Here is a 23,157-nt window from a genome sequence, read left to right as displayed (position 1 = left end):
TTGATGTTGTTGAATCTTAAATTCAAAATAAAGTATAATATTGATAAATGATTTATTTGTAAACTATATAAAATGAGTAGTTTATATTTTCATATCCGAAAAATCTGTATATTGTATTACCAAATTAAAGCGTAATCCGAAAAGCATATAGAGTAGGAAAAAATTAAAAAATAAGACTATGAAAAACCTAAGAAAACTTTCAAAAAGAGAATTAAAAACAGTTCAGGGAGGAATTCCAATGTGTCTGCCAGGATACTTTTGGTGTTCATTTGTGAAAAAATGTATTTCTGTGGGATCACCATGTGGACTTATTGATTAATCTGATTGATGACAATAATGTAAGAACAGGCTGCTTCAGAAATGGAGCAGCCTATTTTATTATCGACTTAGGAATCAGGGGCGTTAAGAAAATTTGAATGTAATCTGTTAAAAAAAATCCACTGTCTGAGCATGGGTTATAAGATAGAACCGAAGCAGAACCATATGATTCATACGAGTTTGGAAATTTTAGGAGTACAATCAAATTTTTAGCGGATGATTCCCGTTTTGAACTTTTGTATACTTTTATTTCAAGACAAAAGTATAAGTGAAAAAAAACGTTATTTTGTAGTCCTAATTACAGAACTTTCGTGCGATCAAAAATAAATTATATACTAGCCGTTAGTATCATTATTTTAAATATGCTGACACTGTCAGCCAATATATACATTGTTAAAAAAGGATTTTCTCCGCTTGAAGGAGGATTTAATTTTTCAATAATGCTAATGATTTCAAATACTTTTATCATTCCTGCAGTCGCAACATTTTTTAAAAATTTAAGTGATAAATTCATAATATTATTATTGAATATATTAGGAATGTTTATAGCTGTTTTAGGAATTTTTCTGGCTTTTATGATGATAACAATCCAATGTTAAACTTAGTATAACATTATAGAACCGAAGCAGAGCCATATGATTCATGCGAGTTTGGAAATTTTAGGAGTACAATCAAATTTTTAGCAGATAATTTCCGTCCTGAACTTTTGTATACTTTTATTTCGGGGTAAAAGTATCAATGAAAACTCTTTATTTGATTCAGAATATGGTTGAAAAATCATAAAAGCAAGATTTTTATCTCTCACTGAAAAACCGTATTTTTGTACATCTAAAAAGTAAAAGAACGAATGAATTCCTACAAAAATCCATTGGAAGAGCGCTACTCCAGTGAAGAAATGTTATTTAACTTCTCACATAATAACAAATTCCAGAATTGGAGAAAGCTTTGGATAGCTCTTGCTGAAATCGAAAAAGACCTTGGACTTGAAATTACAGACGAGCAGATCGTTGAGTTAAAAGCTAATGCTGAAAACATCGATTATGAGAAAGCAGCAGAGTATGAGAAAAAATTCCGTCATGATGTAATGGCTCACGTTCACGCTTATGGTGATGTGGCACCTTCAGCAAAAGGAATTATCCACCTGGGAGCTACTTCGGCTTTTGTAGGAGACAATACAGACTTAATTCAGATTCGTGACGGACTTTTAATCTTAAAGAAAAAGTTGGTTAACGTAATGAAGAATTTAGCAGACTTTGCTATTCAGTATAAAGACCTTCCTACTTTAGGGTTTACACACTTTCAGCCGGCTCAGTTAACAACGGTTGGAAAAAGAGCAACACTTTGGTTACAAAGTTTAGTTCTTGATATCGAAGAGCTGGATTTCTTTCTTGAAACCCTTCGTTTCAGAGGAGTAAAAGGAACTACAGGAACTGCTGCAAGTTTCCTTGAACTTTTCAACGGTGATTATTCTAAAGTAAAACACTTAGATAAAGAACTTTCAAAAAGATTCGGTTTCGATAAAGTTTTCGGAGTTTCCGGACAGACTTACGATAGAAAAATTGATGCGAAAGTAGTTGCTTTATTAGGAAATATAGCACAGTCTGCACACAAATTTACAAACGACTTACGTTTACTTCAAAACCTTAAGGAAATTGAAGAACCATTCGAGAAAAACCAGATCGGTTCATCGGCAATGGCATACAAGCGTAACCCAATGAGAAGCGAAAGAATCGGGGCGTTGGCAAAATACGTAATGTCTTTGACAACAAGTTCTGCAATGGTAGCTTCTACACAGTGGTTTGAAAGAACATTAGATGACTCTGCAAACAAGAGATTAACAATTCCACAGGCATTTTTAGCGGTTGATGCTATTCTATTGATCTGGAACAACATCATGAACGGAATTGTAGTATATCCGAACAGAATCAACAAACATATTATGGAAGAACTTCCTTTCATGGCAACAGAATATATTATCATGGAAGAAGTAAAAGCTGGGGGTGACCGTCAGGAAATCCATGAGGTGATCAGGGTTCACTCTATGGAAGCTTCCAAGAAAGTGAAAGAAGAAGGTAAAGAGAATGATCTTATCGAAAGAATCTTAAACGATGATTCTTTAAAACTGGACAAATCAAAACTGAAAGAGGTTCTAGATCCTAAAAACTTTATTGGTTTCGCGCCGATCCAGACGGAGGAATTCATCAAAAATGAAGTACAGCCGATTATAGACCAAAACAAAGACTTAATAGGATTGGAAGCTGATCTTAAAGTATAAAACAATATGCAGTCTTTTGGGCTGCATATTTTATTTAATTCGTATGAAGATTTACCTGTTTTTTATTTTGTTTTTATTTCCTGTGATGATATTTTCTCAGGATTTAAAACCGAATAAAAAAATCAGATCCGATGCCGACTTTAGCCATATAGTTTCAGGGATGAACGCTCCTTTTAGTTTGGGTGACTTTTCCAGAACGGCATTGTTTACAAACTCTAAAAATGACAGCGTTTTTGCTGCAGAGTATGAAAATAAGAATAACGATGCCTTGTTTAAATTCAAAATTATTCCGGCTTTTCTTGATGAAGAAAGGCTTTTAAATCATTATTATAAAGATTTAACTGAAAGAAAATATACTCCTAAAAAAAGTGAAAAAGTAAATAAAGGAATAACCTTTAAAGAAGGAAAGTTTAAGCTTTACGGAATCAGTAGCTATTTTAACCATCTTAACAGAATGATTAATGTAAGAATTTATGATGCGGGGTTTTGGGTTTTTATTTCAGAAATAAGCCAAAAAGGAAATGATACTTTACTTCTGGATAAAATGCATGACGAATTTTTAAAGAATTTACAACCAGCAAAAATTGTACAAAATAATCCTTTAACAAGATATTCGAATATTATTTATGCACCTATTGCTGCTCGTGACACTGTATTATTAAGAATCACCATGAGTAGTGCTACAAATAAGATGAAATGGATATATGAGAATATTGATAAATATGAAAGAGCTTCAGGAATTCCAGGAATCCTTTTAGATTTTCACATTGCGGGAATAAATGGTTTTATAGATTACAAAACGAAAAAAAATTCTACATCAATTAAAGAAGGTAATTTCACAGTAGATAAATTGATTTCGTTCTTCACAAAACTTCGAAATGATGGTTTTATAGACGAATATTTAATGGAGCAGTATAACTATTTATTAAGTCCTCCAGAAAATCATCAGTTTGATTATGAAGGTTATCAGAAGTGGAAGCTAAACAATTCTATAGACTATGATGTTGCTAATAAGTATTATATTATTGTAAATTCGCGTAAGAAAACAGATCTCACTAAAGACGAGTAAATTAAGCTTTGAAACCATTCCCAATTCAATGAAAAAAAATCTTTTAACCATTATATTAATACCGATAATTTCTTTTTCTCAGGGAAAAGAAGATTTATATTATTTTAAATCCAAAGACTCTCTGGTTGGAGTAAAAGATAAAGCCGGAAAAATAATTGTTCCTGCACAGTTCAAAATATTTTCATTCTTAAAAGATGGGGATCCGGTAGAAGGAGAAACCATTCTTTTTGATGGCAGTAGAGAAGGCGAAAAACCAGAGAAAAATGCATGGGGATATGTGTATGACAGAAAAGGAAAATTTTTGTATCAGCCTTTTCTTTATGACAATAGTGCAGATTACTTCTCAGAAGGACTGAGAAGATTGGTTAAAAATGGTAAAGTAGGATTCGCAGACCGAAACGGAAAGACAATTATTGAAGCTGAACATGATTTTGCATCACCCTTTAATTACGGATATGCTGCATTTTGTGACGGTTGCGATTGGGAAAAAACCAATGATGAGCACAGAGCCATTGTAGGGGGGAAATGGAGTGTGATGAATACCAAAGGACAAACCGTTCAGCCGGTTGCCAAACCGTCTGGAAATGAAGTTGAAATAGATGGAAAATATTACCCAAATCCATTTCAATACAATGAAAAAGAAAAAAATATCCTTCACTTCTTTGAAAAACAGGAGAAAAAACTTTCAGATCTTTATTATGTAAACTTTTATAATAAGTTATCTGAAAATGAAAAGAATCTGTTTTTTGAAATCGTAGAAAGACCAAAAGAAAACTTCCCGTATTATCAGGTAAATACTTATGACTACAGGAAAAAGGAATTGGATATGCTTTACCGCTTCAAATTTATGGTTTCAGAAGATGGTAAATCGTTTTATGCTATAGAAGATTACAATGAAAAAAAAGTTCCTTTTGAAAACTGGTTGAAAGAAGAAATAAAGAATGCAGAAGACTTTCAGAAAGAACATAAGGATAATCCTAATAAATTTATCAACAAATAAAGATAAAATTGGAAATTCTACAGTTCAAATTTGATGAAGATAGACTTATTCCTTTAAATTTGTACAGAATAATGGTTAGAGGGAAATATTTCTCTCAAAAATTTCCAATATAGATGGGTTTAAAGAAAGAAACTTTAGCTCAGAAAAAGTAAAAAGAAAAATAAATCTAATATTAAAAATCTGACATCTAATGTCTAATAACAAAAGAATTTTCGTAGAAAAAAGAGGAATTTTCGATGTTGAAAGTCCAAAAATTTTTGATGAAGTAAAAGCGGTTGTTCCGGCAGTTCAAAGCGTGAAAGTATACAATGTGTATGATATTTTCAATCTGAATGACGGAGAATTTGAAAAAGTGGTAAACAATACCTTCGTAGACCCTGTTACTGATATTTTGCACACAGAAAACCCGTCAAAAGCTGTTCATTTCGGAATGGAGTTTTTGCCTGGCCAGTATGATCAGAGAGCAGATTCTGCACAGCAGTGTATTGCATTGCTTACAGAAAATGAAAAATCAAAAGTAAGAAGTGGAAAACTAATCGAATTTGAAGGAGTTTCTGAAGCAGATCTGGTTAAAATTAAAGACCTTCTGATCAACAAAGTAGAATCTCAGGAAAAAGACTTATCAATTCTGGATATTCCTGCAGATGAAACACCGTCAAAAGTAATCATTCACGAAAATTTCATCAGTTTCAATGATGCTGAACTTGAAACCTTCTATAACAATCATGGTTTTGCATTAGGATTGGACGACCTGAAGTTCATTCAGGAATACTTCAAAACTGAAGAAAGAAATCCTACGGAAACAGAATTAAAAGTATTAGATACATACTGGAGTGACCACTGTCGTCACACTACGTTTGAAACAGAATTGTCAGACATTCAGTTTGAGGGTCAGTTCAAACATACATTGGAAACGATCTTCAATGACTATATTGAAAAAAGAAAATTCTTAGGCCGCGAATTAAAGCCAATTTCTCTAATGGATCTGGCAACTGTATGCGGTAAATATTTCCATAAAACAGGGAATCTGGATAACCTTGTTATTTCTGACGAGATCAATGCATGTACTATCCAGATTGAAGCAGAATACGACGGTAAAAAAGAACCTTGGTATTTATTATTCAAAAACGAAACACACAATCACCCAACGGAGATTGAACCTTTTGGTGGAGCTTCAACTTGTTTGGGAGGAGCTATCAGAGACCCGTTATCAGGAAGATCTTTCGTTTTCCAGGCGATGAGATTAACAGGGGCTGCAGATGTTTTGGAACCGGTTGATAAAACATTACCAGGAAAATTACCTCAGAAAACCATCACAAAACAGGCTGCCAACGGATATTCATCTTACGGTAACCAGATAGGCCTTGCAACGACAATGGTTTCTGAAATCTATGACGAAGGATACAAAGCCAAGAGAATGGAAGTAGGTTTCGTTACCGGAGCTGTTCCTGTGGATTGGGTAAGACGTGAAAAGCCTGAAAATGGTGATTCCATCATTATTTTAGGAGGCGCAACAGGTCGTGACGGAGTAGGAGGCGCAAGCGGAAGCTCAAAAGAACAGGACGAAACTTCTATCCATACCATGAGCTCAGAAGTTCAGAAAGGAAATGCAGTAGAAGAACGTAAAATTCAGAGACTATTCAGAAATCCTGAAGTGACGAAGCTGATTAAAAAATCAAACGACTTCGGAGCAGGAGGTGTTTCTGTGGCGATTGGTGAAATTGCAGACTCTTTAGAAGTAAATCTTGATGTATTACCCTTAAAATATGAAGGATTAAACGGAACTGAACTGGCTATTTCTGAATCTCAGGAAAGAATGGCAGTGGTCGTAGATCCTCAGGATAAAGAAAAATTCATTAAATTCTGTGAAGCTGAAAACATTGTTGCCGTAGAAGTAGCGAAAGTAACAGATTCCGGAAGAATGCAGATGTTCTGGAAAGGAGACAAAATTGTAGACCTTTCAAGAGCTTTCTTAGATACCAACGGTTGTTCAAAATCTCAGGACGTGAAAATCAATCACCTTGAAGACGTAAAAGAAGAAACAAAAGCGTTCACCGCAGAAAACTTCCTGAACATCTTAAAAGATAAAAATGTAGCTTCCCAAAAAGGATTGCTTGAAATGTTTGACTCTTCAATCGGGGCAACTACAGTAGCAATGCCTTTAGGTGGAAAATATCAGCAGACCCTGATGGAGGGAAGTGTTCAGGCACTGCCAATTTTAGGAGCAAAAGACGTGAAAACAGTTTCTTTGGCAAGCTGGGGATTTGATGCAGGAATTTCAAAACAAAACTCACTGTTAGGATCATCTTATGCCGTAGTGGAGAGTGTTGCGAAAATTGTAGCCATGGGAGGTGATTATAAAAATATCAGACTAAGCTTCCAGGAATACTTCGAGAAACTAGGGCAAAACCCGGAGAAATGGGGTAAACCTTTAGCTTCTCTTTTAGGAGCTTATGATGCACAGATCAATTTAGGTCTTGCAGCCATCGGAGGGAAAGATTCCATGAGTGGAACGTACCAGGATCTGAATGTTCCGCCAACCCTGATTTCTTTTGCATGTGCCAATGGAGATAAAGAAAATATCATCTCTCCTGAATTGAAAAATGAAGGAAACAAACTGTATTTCTTCAATCATATCGCTCAGGAAAGCGGACTTCCAAACTATGATGCTTTAAAAGAAGTTTTTGAATTTATTTTCGAAAATATTAAAGCTGGAAAAATTGTTTCTGTGAAAACAGTGAAAGAAGGAGGTCTTGCAGTCGCTTTAGCAAAAATGAGCTTCGGAAACAGATTAGGAGCTGAGGTTAATGCTGATGAAAATGTTTTATTGGCTAAAAATATCGGAAGCTTAATTATTGAAGCAAAAGAAGAATTAAGCTCAGCTGCTCTTCAGCTTATCGGAGAAGTAAAAGATTCTGGTATTGTAAAAATCAATGGTCTTGAATCCAATATCACAGATCTTGTATCAGCGAATACAAATACATTCGAGAACCTTTTCCCGACAGTTGAAAAAGAAAAAATTACGGTTGAAATTGATGAAAAATCAAACTCAATCCATCCAAGAAATATCATTATTAAAAAACACGGAATTGCACAGCCGAAAGTGTTTGCTCCGGTATTCCCGGGAACCAACTGTGAGTATGACACATTAAATGCATTCCAGAAAGAAGGCGCTGTGGTAAGCAGCTTACCTTTGATCAATATCAACCACCAGTTATTGGAGGAAAGCATTGATGCATGGGTGGAAGAGATCAGAACCTCTCAGATTCTGGCATTCTCCGGAGGTTTTTCCGCAGGTGACGAGCCGGATGGTTCTGCAAAATTCATTGTTAACGTTCTGAAAAACGAGAAGATGAAAAATGCAGTTCATGAATTGTTAGACAGAGACGGTATGATTATCGGGATCTGTAACGGATTCCAGGCTCTTGTAAAATCTGGATTGCTGCCTTATGGAAGAATCAAAGATTTGGATGAAAACTCTCCAACGCTGGCTCATAATGCCATCAGAAGACACATCTCTCAGATGGTAACAGTAAAAGTGGTGAATGATGAAAGCCCTTGGTTAAAAGGAATGAAAGGTCAGACCTTCACCATTCCGATTTCTCACGGAGAAGGACGTTTCATGGCTTCAGAAGAAGAGATCAAAAAGCTGTATGAAAACGGACAGATTGCGACTCAGTACATCGATTTCGATGGAAATATCGCTCATGGAATGCCGTTCAACCCGAATAACTCATTATTCGGAATTGAAGGAGTCACCAGCCCATGTGGAAAGATCTATGGAAGAATGGGACATCCGGAACGATTTGCTGAAGGTCTCATGAAAAATATACCAACTGCGAATTATCACAATATATTCAAAAACGGAGTTGAATACTTCAAATAATAATACAAGAAAAATGATCGTCATCCATGGCGGTCATTTTTCATCTTTAGGAGGTTTCTATGAAGAAGCTTCCAGCGTTCTGATGAAAGATGTAGATTGGAAAGTAGGAACGCTGGATGGATTTGATGACATTCTCTATGGAGGTTTCGGAATATTTGAAAACAAAGAAGAAATTGAAATCATCTGGAAAGAATCACAGAAATCAAAAGAAGATCTGGGCTTTAATGCCACCTGTGAATTTTACGAAAATAAGATCAGGCAGGGAAAACCATTCAACACAGAATTGATTCAGCAGAAATTAGATGATTTGACTGAAGGAAAAGGGCAGACCCTTTTTGAAATCCTGGTGGAAATTATCGAGTCACATAGGAATATTGCTCTGAAGCTGGAATAATGAGCAATGGGTAATTAGAAAAATCTTAAACCATTAAGAACAGTAGAGATTTTAAGATAAGTTAAGATTCATCAACGATGAATAAAGCAGTCTGCTTACTAATAGCTTCAGCTTTTATCTTAATAATTCTTCACTCCTTACAAAATCTTGATGGTTCAAATAAAAATTCAGCATAGATTCCTATAAATTCAACGGTTGATGATCATTAAATAATTTTTTCTTAATATTTTTACTTAAACAAAACAGAAAACAATAAGAATTGAATGAAGAAAATTATTTACGGGCTGTTCTTCGGTGACAGTATTACTTACGGGGAATATGACGGCGTTTTTGGAGGCTGGGTAGATATTTTGAAAAGATATGCCTTGCAGCAATTTCACGAAGGAAATGGAGATGAACTTATTTTATTCAATTTAGGAATCGGAGGAGAAACTACAGAAGGATTACTGAAAAGAATTCCCCACGAGCTCAGCGCAAGAAATTCCGCAGACGGAAACATTGTCTTTTTAAGCTATGGAGCCAATGATCTTGCCGTAAAAGAAGGTGCGCAGATCGTAGACCCTGAAAAATTTAAGAGCAATATGAGTGCTGCCATCGCACATGCCAAAGAATTTTCCAACGAAATTTATCTTGTGAGCATTCTCCCTTTCTCTGAAAAAATTGATGGAGTAGTGGTAAGCTCCGGGAAAAAAAGAATTAACGAAGATGTTGTGATCTATAATCAAATGCTTAAAGATCTTGCAGCAGAACATTCACTGGGATATATTGATTTTTATGCTGCTTTCCTGGAAGATAAAGAGATTTTATTATCTGCAGACGGAGTACATCCCAACGAAAAAGGCTATGGAATGATGGCTGAGGTTGCTATCCCAATCATTGAAAAATATTTATAATGCCGAATTTATTTTCTTACGGAACTTTACAGAAAGAGCAGGTACAGATGGAAACCTTTGGAAGGCTTTTACAAGGTGAGAAAGACATTTTATCAGGATATAAGCTTAATATGCTTGAAATTACAAACCCTGAAGTCTTACGGAAAAGCGGGCAGAAATACCATCCTGTACTACAGTTTTCAGGAAACGATGAAGATCAGATAGAAGGAGTCCTTTTTGAAGTAACAGAGGCAGAAATCCTTCAGGCAGATGAATACGAAGTGGATGACTATAAAAGAATCGAAACTGTTTTTAAATCCGGAAAGAAAGGATTTATTTACGTCGGAAAATAGTCATTGGCAGGAAAGCGAAGCAATCTCAATAAAAGTTAGTAATTAAATATCCAATAGAGGTGGGCTTTAGCCCATCCTTTCCATAAAATACAAATCCATGGCTTTAGCCAAAACTTAAAATACGCCAATACTCCTGACATACCCTTGTCACAACCTGTCCTTATATTTGTCCTACAACAAAAATCAAAAAATGAATAACGTGAAAGTGGAACCTTTTAAGGTCATCGGAATCTCAGTAAGAACAACCAATGAAAATGAGCAGGCAGCAAAGGATATCCCTGTATTATGGGAAAAAATGATCAGTGAAGATATTCTGAATTCAATTCCGAATAAGATAGACAATACCATTTATTCCATTTATACGGATTACGAAAAAGATCATACAAAGCCTTATACAACAGTTTTGGGGTGTAAAGTGAAAAACCTTGACAATATCCCTGAAGGAATGGTTGGGTATTCTTTTGACGGTGGAGATTACGTGAAATTTACCACAAAAGGAGACCTTTCAAAAGATTTGGTAATCAATGAATGGTTGAAAATCTGGGAAATGGATCTGGGAAGAATATTTACAGCTGATTTTGAGATCTATGGTAAAAAAGCACAGAATCCGTCAGATGCTGAAGTGGATATCATGATCGCTGTGAAATAGAATCAGAAGAAAAATATTGAAAATAATAAAAGCCTGTCACATTCATGCTAGCAGGCTTTCATTATTTTCAATGCGGATTATTTATATAAAACATATTTTGTATAATCATTAATTCCGTCGTTGTTATGATCCTCATTATCCGTTACAAGAAAAATAAATTTGTTGGCGGAAAGCTCAAGTACTTTTGCCGTATTATTTCCTATTGTAATTTCCATATTTGCAGAAGAATAGGTGTAGTTCAGGGTAGCTTCTGCCTTTTGACATTCAGAATTCACACTGTTATAGTCGGTCATATAATACTTCCCGTCATTTCTGAATTCATAAGTGCTTTTCTTCTTGCAGTCATCGGGAGCATATTCTTTTATAACCGTTGTTTTATCAGTGCCGGAAACGGTATATTCAGTTTGTATTTTCCATGTTCCGATAACATTGCTCGTTGTATTTCCATTGTTGTCAACAGGTAAAGTATCGCTGTCGTTACTACATGATGAAAGAAGTACCAATCCCAGAACCCCTGTCAAAATCTTTTTCATAAGTTAATTTTTCGCGAACATAATAAAAAATATTCATTGAAAGTATCTGGAATTATAAAAACAGGTGTTTTATTGTCCTGATCAATCTTAAAATATATTTTCCGTACACCAGAATCCCAACAATCACTGAAGCAATGGCTGTCAGGACTACAGCACCGGCAGCAATGTCTTTAATAAAGCCAATTCTTTTATCGAAATCAGGCTGGATAATATCACAGATCTTTTCAATAGCTGTATTGAAAATTTCAGCACTTAAAACAGCAAAAGAAGCAATAAGAACCAATGCTGCATCTATACTGCTTAATTTGAAATAAAAAATAAGAAAAAGGTTAACAAAGAATGCCAGAACTTCGATCTGGAAATTTCTTTCTGTTTTGATCATCATGAAAACACCCCGGAAAGCATTGAGAAAACTTTTATGAATGGGAGGTTTTTGCATGATTCTGAACTTTTCAGACAAAGATAGGATTTGTATTTTGAATTGGTATGGATTATCTTTTATATTCGAAACAGGATATTATCAAAGGAAATAATCAATATTTATCCTCTTTTGGCTCTAATGCCGACATTTTAAATGCGTTTTGATGAAAAAAGTTACAAAATAGAAAGCTGGATAAAGTGAATATTTTAATGAAAATTGCAAGATCAAAAGAAATTTTAAGCATAATATCAAGGCTCAAAACAGATTAAGGATATTTGTGAAAAACTCCTCCATATTATTCTTTTCTTTATAGTATCTATTTATTATATTTGTAGAAACTTATTTTATAAATCTATGAAATTTATTATTTCAAGTGGTGAACTGCAGAAGGCGTTGCAAACTGTAAGTGGCGTAATATCAAGCTCTCAATCGAGACCGATTTTAGAAAACTATCTTTTTGAATTAGACGGAAATAATGTTACCATTACAGCATCTGACGGCGAGACAACTCTTGTTACTTCTCTGGAAGTAAAGTCTGATGATACAGGTAAATTTGCTGTTCCTGCTAAAATTTTTCAGGATTTTATCAAGACCTATGGTGAACAGCCTCTGACATTTGTCGTAAAAGACAATGCCGAAGGTACGGGAAGCCAGCTTGAGATTTTAGATGAAAAAGATAATTTCGCAGTAGCATTAGACAATGCTGATGACTATCCTGAATTGCCGGAATTTGACGCTTCACAAAGTGTTACAATGCCAGCTGGGGTTTTGTCTGAAGCTTTGACGAACACCCTATTTGCTACAAGTAATGATTCTCTTCGTCCGGTAATGACAGGAGTTCTTTTCCAGTTTGGAGAAAACGAAACCAATTTCGTATCTACAGACTCCCACAGATTGGTGGTATACAAAAGAGCTGACCTGATGAACGCTGAGCCGATGGAGTTTATCATGCCTAAAAAGCCTCTTAACATTTTCAAAAATATCCTGGCAAGTTCTAACGAAGACGTTACGATCGACTTCAATGAGAATATGGCCAAGTTTACTTTTGGTAAGCATATCTGGATCTGTAGACTGATTGATGGTAAATATCCAAACTATACAGCGGTAATTCCAAAGGAAAATCCAAATGTATTGACGATCAACAGAAATCTTCTATTAGGAGCGATCAAAAGAGCATCTATCATGTCCAATAAATCTACCAATCAGGTAAGATTCAAGCTTTCCGGAAATATTCTTCACCTTCATGCAGAAGATACTGAATATGCCAACAAAGCAGACATGCAGATTCCTTGTGACTACAACGGAGAAGATATCAATATCGGATTCAGCTCTAAATTTTTAACTGAAATGCTGACCATTTTAGGATCTGACGATATCACTATGAAAATGTCTCAACCTAACAGACCAGGGATCATTGAACCACTTGACGGTCTTGAAGAAAATGAAAATATCCTAATGTTATCAATGCCGGTTATCGGGTTGTAATAGTAAGATAACAAATAATAGAAAGCCGGAATTTTCCGGCTTTTGTTTTTATGGAATATTGGTAATTCCTGAAAGAATAGAAAATATGTTTTTTTAAAACACGAATTACACAAATTTTTTCACAAAAATCACAAATGAAAACCATACGGATGGTGTTGTTTGTGAGTCATTAGTGTCATTAGTTTTTAAAATTGCTTATCATGGAAATAAAAATACAGTCTTACCACACCTCAAATCTTCCGTCAGAATTCACCACTGAAAACTACAGGGTTGTTCTATGGAAAGGTTCCGGTGTTTTCTCTGTGGATGATATTAATTATTCTTACAGCGGACACAATATACTGTTTCTTTCCCCTTATCAGAAACTGAAACTGGTCTCGGAATCTGATGAAAATATTGATGTACTTTTCTTCCATGGTGATTATTACTGTATAGAATATCATAAAGAAGAAGTGGCCTGCAACGGGCTTCTTTTCAATAATATTTATCTGAACCCGGGAGTTGAGCTGTCAGAAGGAAATTATCATTATATTCTTGAACTTTTTAATCACATCAAAAAAGAAGAATCTGAAAAGCATCAGTTTTCGGAATCTATTATCAAAACCTATATACAGCTTATCCTCGCCATTGGAAGCAAACAGAAAAGCAGTATTGAGAATAGTAGGTTTTCTCATGATAAACTGCCCAATAAAAATGCTGCTGAATTTCAGAAACTGCTGGAGGTTCATTTTAAAAATGAAAAGGAGCTGTCATTTTACAGTGACAGATTGAGCATAACCAATAATACACTAAGCAAGGCTGTAAAGAAAGAATTTGCAAAAACGCCTACTCAGCTTATCAATGAAAGAATCATCCTGGAATCCAAAAAATTGCTGCATTTAACCTATAGGTCTGTAAAGGAAATTGCTTCAGAGCTAGGATTTACCGACGAATTTTATTTCAGCAGGTATTTTAAAAAATCGGTAGGATGTTCCCCCAAAAAATACAGAGAACAAGTAGGAATCTCTGTGGTGGCGAAAATGTCCATGTAATGTCCTCAAATATCTATGTTAGGGCTGTAAGCGTGTGAATACCTTTGTTAAAAAATAAATCACATGCAAGACAACAGACTTTACCACCGCTTATTACAATTGGATACGTACTTTTTCAATTTTCTCAGAATTTCAGTTTTTATCGTTATGGCCTGGATTGGAGGGTTAAAAGCATTCCATTACGAAGCCGAAGGAATTGTCCCTTTCGTAGCCAACAGCCCTATTATGAGTTTCTTCTACAAAAATGCAGGTCACGAAGTTGTAAATGAAGATAAAAAACTTGTTGCAGAATATACGCTGTATAAAAATCCGGAAGGAAAAGTTATCCAGAAAAATATTGATTGGCATAAAGGAAATGGGACATATACATTTTCTTATGGTTTGGGGACGATGATCGTCATAATCGGACTTTTAGTGTTGCTGGGGATCTGGTTTCCTAAAATCGGAGCAGTAGGAGGGGCTTTAACGTTTTTAATGTCATTGGTTACCCTGTCATTTTTAGGAACCACTCCCGAAGTATATGTGCCGAATCTGGGTGGAGATGATCCGACTCCTCAGTTTGGATTTCCATATCTGTCCGGAGCAGGACGTCTGGTCTTAAAAGATATTATCATGATGGCCGGAGGACTGGTATTATTTTCTGATAGCTTAAAGAAGGTAGTGAGACCGTCTGACCAATAGATTCATCAATCAGAAGAACAACTATTAATGAAAATTAATTATCTTAAAGTCGCTTCTAAATTTCTCTATTTCTCAAAAAAACACGACATTTGTAGCTCGAAAAATCACACTGGAATCAGGGGTGGAATTTCAAATAAAAGTTTCAAAATAGAGCAGATGAAACCCTAAGGCTCATCTGACGAATTAAATAAGTAGATAGATAAACAAATGAAAATATCAAACAACTGGCTGAAGGACTTTGTAAAAACGGAATCAAAAACTGAAAGAATCGGTGAATTCCTTACAGATATAGGTCTTGAGGTTGAAGGGATAGATAAATTTGAAAGCGTAAGAGGCAGCCTGGAAGGAATTGTTGTGGGTAAAGTATTAACCTGCGAAAAGCATCCGAATGCTGACAAACTTAAGAAGACAACAGTAGACGTAGGAAACGGAAAAATATTGAATATTGTTTGCGGTGCTCCCAACGTAGAAGCAGGACAGACCGTTCCTGTAGCCGTTGTCGGAACAAAAATCTATGACAAAACAGGAAACTTTTTTGAAATTAAAGAAGCAAAAATCAGAAGTGAGGTTTCTCAGGGAATGATCTGTGCAGAAGATGAATTAGGTCTTAGCGAAGATCACGGAGGAATTATGGTGCTGGACGAAACCAAATATGAGGTAGGGAAAAACTTTGCAGACTATTTTGAGCTGACTAATGATGAGGTATTTGAAATCGGGTTAACACCGAACAGAACAGATGCCATGTCTCACTATGGGGTTGCAAGAGATTTACATGCTTATCTTTCTACCAACCAACTGAAGTCTCAATTTAATAAAGTAGCTTCCGAGGCTTTGAATAATGAAGGAACTCATGATTTCAAACTGGAAATTGAAGATGCAGAATTATGTCCAAGATACATCGGAGCCGTTATTGAAGACGTAAAAGTAGCAGAATCTCCATCTTGGTTAAAAGACAGACTAAAAGCGATCGGACTAAGCCCGATTAACAACGTTGTAGATATTACCAACTATATTCTTCACGGATACGGACAGCCGCTTCATGCATTTGATGCAGACAAAATTGCAGACAAGAAAGTGAAAGTAGGTGTTGTAAAACCGGGAACGAAATTTACCACTTTAGACGGGGTTGAAAGAACATTGAACGGTTCTGAAATCATGATTAAAGACGGTAAAGATAATCCGATGTGTATCGCCGGAGTATTCGGTGGTGAGAATTCCGGAGTATCGGAAACTACAAAAACGATATTCCTTGAAAGTGCTTACTTCAATCCGATTGCGGTAAGAAAAGGAGCAAAAGCCCACAGCTTGAATACAGATGCTTCTTTCAGATTTGAAAGAGGAGTAGACCCGAATCTTACAAGAACAGCCATCACTCATGCTATTAAAATGATTCAGGAAATTGCTGAAGGAAAATTAGTAGGAGAGTTATTAGAAGAATACCCTAAAAAAATAGAAGATAACTATGTGATTATTAGATTCTCTAAAATTGAGCAGATTTTAGGAACAAAAATTCACAGAGAAAAAGTAAAGGAAATCTTAAAAGCATTGGAAATTCAGGTTTTAAATGAAATTCCGAATGGTTTTGAAATCTCTGTTCCTGCGTACAGAGCAGATGTGACAAGAGAAATTGATGTCATTGAAGAGATTTTAAGAATCTACGGTTATAATAAAATTGATGCTCCACAGAAGTTTTCATTTACGCCAGTTAAGCTTAGCACTAACGATCAGGATGAACTGGAAAATAACTGGGCAAGATCTTTACAAAGCATTGGCTTTAATGAAGTAATGAATAACTCATTGACTTCAGTAAAAGACGAAACAGATGCTGTAAAGCTATTAAATCCTTTGAGCGGAGATTTGGCATTTATGAGAAAGTCTTTATTGGAAGGACTTCTTCAGAATGCAGTATATAACATCAACAGAAAGAATCAGGATATCAAATTCTTTGAATTAGGAAAAATTTATCACAAAAAAGAAAAATACGAAGAAAGAAAACAATTGGCTTTGTTGGTTTCCGGAAGAGATGTTTCTGAAAACTGGCTTCAGCCTAAGTCTGCTGTAAGTTTTTATAACCTTAAAGCGTATGTAAAAGTTTTATTGGAAAGACTGGCTGTAGATTATAAAGAAGTTGCCCTTTCTGACGAAAGATTCTCTGATGCATTGGTCTACGAAGCAGATGGTAAAGCTTTGGTAAGAATTGGAAAAGTTGCCCCTGCCCTGTTAAAGGACTTTGATATTGATCAGGATTGTTTCTATGCAGAAATTGAACTGGAATATGCTCAGGAACTTCGTTCTAAAAACGAATTGAAATTCAAAGACATTCCGAAATTCAACAAGATCAGAAGAGACTTAGCTTTATTGATTGATAAAAATGTAAACTATCAGGATCTATACCAGACCGCTAAAAAGAATAAATCTCCATTCATTAAGAGTGTTAACCTATTCGACGTGTATGAAGGTAAAAATCTTCCTGAAGGCAAGAAGTCTTATGCAATGAGCTTCGAGCTGTTAAACGAAGAAAAAACATTGGAAGAAAAGGAAATCACAGAAGTAATGGATTCTCTGATCAAAGCGTTCCAGAAAGAATTCAACGCTGAGTTGAGATCGTAATCATTAAAAATATATTTCATAAATAATAGAAACGGGCTTTTTAAAGTCCGTTTTTTTTGTTTTAAAATATGAATAGTGTATTCATATTCGTAGGTTTCGGCTGAAGCCAATTGAATACTGGTTTTTAAGTAAACGGGCTAAAGCCCGTTCCTTTTGAATTGTGTTTTATTGCATATTCTCTTATGATTTGGTATTAGGTTTATCCACAATCCTTAAGTCTCAGCATATTATTTTTTAGATATTAATGATCATATTAGATTCCTTTAGAATGAGAAAGACAGAAGGAACAATTTTATTGTAGATAAAATCTTTGCGCCCTAAAAACTTACACCTTGTAAAGCATTTTGCGTCTTTGCGATTACCAACTCTTAATCATTAAAAATAAGCCGAAAATTATTCAAAATACCAAGTGTTAAAGAATAATAAAATTCGCCCCAGCCCGTTTAAATAATATAATTTCCGTAAATTTGGGTTAATTCAAAAAGAAAAAAATGAAAAATCTTTTTTTAAGTATATGTACAGCAGCAGTATTGGCTTCATGTGGATCCATGACAAGTCCGTCTGCTTCTAAAGTAGGAAAAGCTCAGCCTGCCCTTGCCAATACAAAATGGACGCTGGCTGAAACAGTAAAAGGTAAGGTTCCGACATTGAATATTGAAGGAGAGAAAATCACAGGAAATGCAGGATGTAATAACTATTTCGGGACAGCTTCAATAGATCCGTCTACAGGTGGTTTTACAGCCGGACAGATGGGATCTACAAAAATGATGTGTAGCAACATCGGAGTAGAGCAGAACTTTATGGATATGATGGGAAAAGCAAACAAATATGTGATTTCCGGAAATACTTTAGAATTGTATAAAGACAATCTTTTATTATTGAAATTCACTAAATCAGAATAAAAAACAAAAGGAACTCAATTGAGTTCCTTTTTTATGTTTAGAGTGTTATTAATCTTCCTCTTCTTCGTCGTACTTAGCCAACTCTTCGTCGCACCATTTAAACGCTGCTTCTACTACTTTCGTAGCTTCGTCTGCCATAGTTTCTTCATCATCACCTTCAAGATCATCTAACCACTCAACTTCTTCTTCCTCAACGTTTAAGATAAATCTTGGGTATTCTGTATGAACTACGAATAGATCCTCTGGAAACTCCGAATTATCTGCTAATAAAAACTTTGGTAATTTCATTTTTTTAATGTTTTAACTTTCTCAAAGATAAATAAAATTATTGACTTTAAAATTACTTCAAAAACATTTTTGAAACTTTTTCAGCTTTTTTGCTTTCAGAATAATCGTAGAATCCTTCCCCTGATTTTACACCAAGTTTCCCTGCTGTCACCATATTTACAAGCAATGGGTTAGGGGCGTATTTCGGATTTTTGAAACCGTCATACATTACATTCAGAATGGCAAGACATACATCAAGACCAATGAAGTCTGCCAGCTGAAGCGGACCCATTGGATGTGCCATTCCCAATTTCATTACCGTATCAATTTCTTCTACACCAGCCACTCCGTTATAAAGTGTTTCGATAGATTCATTGATCATTGGCATCAAAATTCTGTTAGCCACAAAACCAGGATAGTCATTCACTTCTACAGGAACTTTACCTAAAGTTTTGCTCATTTCATAGATCGCATCAAAAGTCTCCTTGGAAGTAGAATATCCTTTGATAATTTCTACCAGTTTCATGATCGGAACCGGGTTCATGAAGTGCATCCCGATTACTTTATCAGCTCTTTTGGTAGCCGCCGCAATTTTTGTGATAGATATAGATGAAGTATTGGTTGCCAGGATACAGCCTTCAGGAGCCAGTTCATCCATCTGGCCAAAGATCTTCAGTTTAAGATCCATGTTTTCTGTAGCAGCCTCTACAATAAGGTCTGCAGCTCCTACGGCCTCATTCAGTGCTGTAAAAGTAGTGATGTTTCCTAATGTTTCAGCTTTTTGCTCCTCTGTAAGGTTTCCTTTTGCAATGATTCTGTCAAGATTGGTAGTAATGGTTTTCAAACCTCTGTCCAGAGCTTCCTGAGATACATCTACAAGATTTACTTTAAAACCGCTTTGTGCGAAAGTATGTGCAATACCATTTCCCATGGTTCCCGCTCCGATAACTACAATGTTTTTGATCATTTTTCCTTTATTTTTTATAGATAGTTAAATTTTTTACGTCAATAAGATCTGATTGAGAAACAACCGTTGCCGAATCAAAGAAAACGTTTCCTGTATTTGGGGTTTTCTTACTGTTGTTCTGATTAGAAACAGTAGCTGTTAACCCTCTTATAAGACGGCTTTTTTGATTTTTTGTAAGATAGTCAGTCCCAACATATAATGCGAATTCACCTTCTCTGCCTCTGCCTTTCTGTAAAAGAATTTCCAGGCTTTTTACCCTGCTTTTATTTTTAAATTCCTTCAGATAGCTGATGACAGGTTTATCAGATGGAGGGCCGCAGCATACACTTCCATAGCTGATCTCTAAATAATTCTGATTCTTCTGCGAGTAAAAGAATGTGAAAGCCAGCAGAGCCGTTGTTACTATTATTTTTTTCATGTTAAAAAATCGCTTTAAAAATAAGCTTAAAATTCTACTTATTAAAATATTCCCAAACCTCCTTGGAAATATCAGAAATCATTCTGCAGTTTACTGCATCCGTTTCCATTGAATTACTGACAAATACAGCTATTGCATAATGTTTACCATTAGGTAAAGTAATGATGCCAATTTCATTTTCTGCCCCCGTTAAACCCGCGCTGTTCTTTCCGGAAGCTCCCGTTTTTCTGGCCACAGGAGTGTTTTTGGGAAGCTGTTCTACCATTTTGTTTAATCCTGTTGAAGTAGACAGCATTACCTGCATCAGATAATCTGTAGATTTTTTTGATAATAATTTACCGTCATAAAACTTTTTCAGGACATCAACTGCTGATTTTGTAGTGCTGTAATTTTCATACTGAACCTTCCAGTCTTTATGCATTGCCTCTTCGTTATATTTGATCTGAAAACCCTTTACCCCTTTGGAGTTCATAAATTTCTGAACAGTCTGAGTTCCTCCCAACAGTTTAAGAAGGATGTCACAGCCATTATTATCACTTTTAGCAACAGTGTATTCTATCACTTCACTTAACGGAATTTCAACATTTCCTGCGGGATATTTATCACGAAGGGGCGACCATGTATTTTCAAGTAAATTTGATTGGTTCAGTACAATTTTCTGATCTAATGAAAGCTTTCCCTGATCTACAGAATTCAGAACTGCAGCTGTAATATGGAATTTGAACACACTTTGCATCGGAAGTTTTTTATCCGAATTTTTATCATATTTAAAACCATTTTCAAAACCCAGAACAGAAACTCCCACTGTTGCTTTCTTGTTTTTAAGAATTGAATGTATTTTTTGTTCCAATAGTGAGGTCTGGGCAAATGTGAATGCAGAAATCAGAAGAAAGAGAAATGCTGTTTTTTTCATAATATCGAAATTAAAAAGCTCTCTTTTGAACACCAAAAGAGAGCTGCAATTTAAGATAATTATTACTATTTTACTTCAAAATAATTCAGATTGACACCATCATTTTCAAAGAAAATTCTGATCTTGTTTTCCCCTTTCTGAAGGCTGATATTTTTGACTGAAACTGTTTTCCAGTTCTCATTTCCTCCACTGGAAGCCAATGATACCGCAGCTAAAACTTTTCCGGAGGCTGTTTCGATTCTTATTTTTGAATCACTGGCTGCTGCATACCGGATGTCAAACGTATAATTTTTGTCTCCTTTTGACTGAATCGTATATTGTAGCCATTCCCCGGATTCTGTTTTCCCCACATAATACTGATTGGTGATTTTATCATTACATTTATAAATGTCTACACCATCATTTCTCATCTGCTGTCCGGAGTTCCATTCGGATCTTTTGGCAGGATCGCTTACCCAAAGATTAATAAAATCCTTATCCAGATAGGCGGAACCCATTTTGCCCAGATCATATTCTGAAGCAAATATCCTTCCCGGAACCTGATGATTGTTAAATGGCTTTGTTGAAGCATCCGTTGTCTGTCTGAACATTGCATCAATAACATCTTTTTTAACTTCTGTATTATTCAGTTTGTAGTTGTCGGCAATCTGCATTAAAGCCTTTTTCGTATACTCTTTAGAAGGTTTTTCGCCACCGTTTTTCCAGTAATCCAATAATTTTTCATATTCAGGTGTGATCCTGACATTGGTAATTCCTGCAATATTATCAATCTTTTTCATCGGCCAGAATGCATATCCGATGTTATGTTTATCCAAAAGCTGAATAAGCTCAGTAAACCAGACATTGGAATTTTCACCCGTTTCACCAAGCCAGATCGGCATATTGTGCTTTTCCCGGAGATCCAGAGCAAACTTCAGGGTCTGATCATCATTGTAGTTCCAGTATTTATGGAAGCTGAAAGCCATATTGTTGTCCCATATGGCAGGCAGCCCGTTATAATTATTTCCCCAGCCGTTTCCTTCAATGAAAATAATATGCTTTTTATCAACCGTTCTGATTGCAGCTGTGATATCCTGCTGAAGTTTCCAAAGCGGGACATTAGACATTTCATCAGTTCCGTTCGGGTTTTTGCCTGTGAAGTTGATATTAGGCTCATTAATCAGGTCGTAGCCACCAATCCATGGACTGTCTTTATAGCGTTCAGCCAGTTTTTTCCAAAGCGCTATGGTTTTTCTCTGATTTTCTTCATTTTCCCAAAGCGAAGGTTTAGACTTATCATTATCAGAAATATTGACATCATTTCCCTGTCCGCCCGGAGCAGCATGAAGATCCAGGATCAGATAGATTTTATTAGCAGCGCACCATTGAAGCAGATCATCGGTCATTTTAAAACCTTCTTCCAGCCATGTATCTTTTCCTTTTACAGACTCTTTTTCAATCGGAAGCGTGTAAAGATTGTAATGCATGGGAAGTCGTATGGAATTGAATCCTGATTTTGCCAGAAAATCAATATCCTGTTTGGTGATTCCGTTTTTCAGATAAGCCTTATAAAACTCATTCATTCCGTCTTCACCAATTAATTCCGCAATTTTCTCCTTAATCTTATACTGAGGACCGGCAAAGTCAGCTGTCTTCAGCATATAGCCCTCCTGAAGCATCCAGCCGCCAGGGCCCAGGCCTCTCAATTGGATATTTTCACCTTTATCATTAACGATTTTTTGCCCGGAAGTCTTTAATAATTGTGATGTCCCAAATTGAGACAATAAAAGTGCGGATATTACAATAGCTCTTTTCATAATGGTTTCAATGGTTTAAAATGATAGGAAAATTAGAGATTATAATGAATGACGACATTACCAAATGAATCTGTATTCAGATCATTTATGGGGTCAGATATCCATATATGTAAAACAAAATGTTTCAATACTTTATTGAATTGTTCTTCAAATATATTGTTTTTTTGTTTTAAAAAGGATTTTTTATTGATAAATCAGTAATTTTTAACGAAAAGTATTTATTAAAATTTAAAGATCCTGATATCTTGAGAAAATAATGGAAACTAAAAATGCTACCCTATAATCATTATTCAATTATAAGATAGCATTGTATGTAT

22 protein-coding genes are annotated in these 23,157 nt (G+C 35.4%); 14 read left to right on the top strand and 8 right to left on the bottom strand.

The window, feature by feature from the left end; genetic code table 11:
- Window positions 1-178: 178 nt before the first annotated feature.
- Complete coding sequence (locus FW781_RS22315; protein WP_153816321.1) at window positions 179-319, top strand: bacteriocin-like protein; 141 nt, start codon at window positions 179-181, stop codon at window positions 317-319.
- Window positions 320-646: 327 nt separating this feature from the next.
- On the opposite strand, the gene FW781_RS04025 is transcribed toward FW781_RS22315, so the two are convergent.
- Window positions 647-832, bottom strand: coding sequence for a hypothetical protein (locus FW781_RS04025; RefSeq protein ID WP_149386232.1), 186 nt, complete (start codon window positions 830-832; stop codon window positions 647-649).
- 333 nt (window positions 833-1,165) lie between these two features.
- Between FW781_RS04025 and purB the strand changes: the two genes are divergently transcribed.
- The 8 genes from purB (at window position 1,166) to FW781_RS03985 (ending at window position 10,816) form a co-directional block, all read left to right on the top strand.
- Window positions 1,166-2,593: an adenylosuccinate lyase gene (gene purB, locus FW781_RS04020; protein ID WP_149386231.1), complete on the top strand. Its 1,428-nt coding sequence runs from the start codon at window positions 1,166-1,168 to the stop codon at window positions 2,591-2,593.
- Between the two features lie 160 nt (window positions 2,594-2,753).
- On the top strand, window positions 2,754-3,662 hold the full coding sequence (locus tag FW781_RS04015) for a hypothetical protein (RefSeq protein ID WP_172625658.1): 909 nt from the start codon (window positions 2,754-2,756) through the stop codon (window positions 3,660-3,662).
- 28 nt (window positions 3,663-3,690) lie between these two features.
- A complete protein-coding gene (locus FW781_RS04010; protein WP_149386229.1) occupies window positions 3,691-4,662 on the top strand; it encodes a WG repeat-containing protein in 972 nt (323 codons plus the stop codon).
- Between the two features lie 190 nt (window positions 4,663-4,852).
- Complete coding sequence (locus FW781_RS04005) at window positions 4,853-8,548, top strand: phosphoribosylformylglycinamidine synthase (protein WP_149386228.1); 3,696 nt, start codon at window positions 4,853-4,855, stop codon at window positions 8,546-8,548.
- Entirely contained in the window at window positions 8,532-8,942 is a 411-nt protein-coding gene (locus tag FW781_RS04000; protein WP_228720132.1) for a ribonuclease inhibitor, read from the top strand. Before FW781_RS04005 ends, FW781_RS04000 begins: the two co-directional genes overlap by 17 nt.
- A gap of 263 nt (window positions 8,943-9,205) precedes the next feature.
- A complete protein-coding gene (locus tag FW781_RS03995) occupies window positions 9,206-9,835 on the top strand; it encodes an SGNH/GDSL hydrolase family protein (protein ID WP_149386227.1) in 630 nt (209 codons plus the stop codon).
- Window positions 9,835-10,167, top strand: coding sequence for a gamma-glutamylcyclotransferase family protein (locus tag FW781_RS03990; RefSeq protein WP_149386226.1), 333 nt, complete (start codon window positions 9,835-9,837; stop codon window positions 10,165-10,167). The genes FW781_RS03995 and FW781_RS03990 overlap by 1 nt, the downstream gene beginning before the upstream one ends.
- 190 nt (window positions 10,168-10,357) lie before the next feature.
- On the top strand, window positions 10,358-10,816 hold the full coding sequence (locus tag FW781_RS03985; RefSeq protein ID WP_149386225.1) for a GyrI-like domain-containing protein: 459 nt from the start codon (window positions 10,358-10,360) through the stop codon (window positions 10,814-10,816).
- Window positions 10,817-10,893: 77 nt separating this feature from the next.
- On the opposite strand, the gene FW781_RS03980 is transcribed toward FW781_RS03985, so the two are convergent.
- Window positions 10,894-11,349, bottom strand: coding sequence for a lipocalin family protein (locus FW781_RS03980; protein WP_149386224.1), 456 nt, complete (start codon window positions 11,347-11,349; stop codon window positions 10,894-10,896).
- A 52-nt stretch (window positions 11,350-11,401) separates the two neighbouring features.
- Window positions 11,402-11,788 (bottom strand): diacylglycerol kinase family protein, encoded by a 387-nt coding sequence (locus FW781_RS03975; RefSeq protein WP_149386223.1) that lies wholly within the window; start codon window positions 11,786-11,788, stop codon window positions 11,402-11,404.
- A gap of 336 nt (window positions 11,789-12,124) precedes the next feature.
- Here FW781_RS03975 and dnaN point away from each other — a divergent pair, with 336 nt between their 5' ends.
- The 5 genes from dnaN (at window position 12,125) to FW781_RS03950 (ending at window position 18,479) form a co-directional block, all read left to right on the top strand.
- On the top strand, window positions 12,125-13,255 hold the full coding sequence (dnaN, locus tag FW781_RS03970) for a DNA polymerase III subunit beta (RefSeq protein WP_034699704.1): 1,131 nt from the start codon (window positions 12,125-12,127) through the stop codon (window positions 13,253-13,255).
- 200 nt (window positions 13,256-13,455) lie between these two features.
- Window positions 13,456-14,286, top strand: coding sequence for an AraC family transcriptional regulator (locus FW781_RS03965; protein WP_149386222.1), 831 nt, complete (start codon window positions 13,456-13,458; stop codon window positions 14,284-14,286).
- A 63-nt stretch (window positions 14,287-14,349) separates the two neighbouring features.
- A complete protein-coding gene (locus FW781_RS03960; RefSeq protein ID WP_149386221.1) occupies window positions 14,350-14,967 on the top strand; it encodes a DUF417 family protein in 618 nt (205 codons plus the stop codon).
- A gap of 207 nt (window positions 14,968-15,174) precedes the next feature.
- Complete coding sequence (gene pheT / locus FW781_RS03955; protein ID WP_149386220.1) at window positions 15,175-17,577, top strand: phenylalanine--tRNA ligase subunit beta; 2,403 nt, start codon at window positions 15,175-15,177, stop codon at window positions 17,575-17,577.
- A 491-nt stretch (window positions 17,578-18,068) separates the two neighbouring features.
- A complete protein-coding gene (locus FW781_RS03950) occupies window positions 18,069-18,479 on the top strand; it encodes an META domain-containing protein (protein WP_121488240.1) in 411 nt (136 codons plus the stop codon).
- A 48-nt stretch (window positions 18,480-18,527) separates the two neighbouring features.
- Here the strand turns inward: FW781_RS03950 and FW781_RS03945 are convergent, their stop codons facing one another.
- The 5 genes from FW781_RS03945 to FW781_RS03925 all read right to left on the bottom strand — a co-directional run bounded on the left by FW781_RS03945 (window position 18,528) and on the right by FW781_RS03925 (window position 22,840).
- Window positions 18,528-18,767, bottom strand: a complete 240-nt coding sequence (locus tag FW781_RS03945; RefSeq protein ID WP_002977986.1) for a hypothetical protein — start codon at window positions 18,765-18,767, stop codon at window positions 18,528-18,530.
- 52 nt (window positions 18,768-18,819) lie between these two features.
- Window positions 18,820-19,710 (bottom strand): 3-hydroxybutyryl-CoA dehydrogenase, encoded by an 891-nt coding sequence (locus FW781_RS03940; RefSeq protein WP_172625701.1) that lies wholly within the window; start codon window positions 19,708-19,710, stop codon window positions 18,820-18,822.
- 10 nt (window positions 19,711-19,720) lie between these two features.
- Window positions 19,721-20,131: a hypothetical protein gene (locus tag FW781_RS03935; protein ID WP_149386218.1), complete on the bottom strand. Its 411-nt coding sequence runs from the start codon at window positions 20,129-20,131 to the stop codon at window positions 19,721-19,723.
- 34 nt (window positions 20,132-20,165) lie between these two features.
- Window positions 20,166-21,044 carry a CGA/CIA family class A beta-lactamase gene (gene bla-A / locus FW781_RS03930; RefSeq protein WP_149386217.1) on the bottom strand — a complete coding sequence of 293 codons (879 nt, stop codon included), beginning with the start codon at window positions 21,042-21,044 and terminating at the stop codon, window positions 20,166-20,168.
- Window positions 21,045-21,109: 65 nt separating this feature from the next.
- Window positions 21,110-22,840 (bottom strand): cellulase family glycosylhydrolase, encoded by a 1,731-nt coding sequence (locus tag FW781_RS03925; protein WP_149386216.1) that lies wholly within the window; start codon window positions 22,838-22,840, stop codon window positions 21,110-21,112.
- Between the last annotated feature and the right edge of the window lie 317 nt (window positions 22,841-23,157).

The organism is Chryseobacterium panacisoli (genome assembly GCF_008274625.1).
GTDB lineage: Bacteria > Bacteroidota > Bacteroidia > Flavobacteriales > Weeksellaceae > Chryseobacterium > Chryseobacterium panacisoli.
The sequence above is the reverse complement of the archived record's forward strand: the minus strand, read 5'-3'. Positions and strand labels throughout refer to the sequence as shown.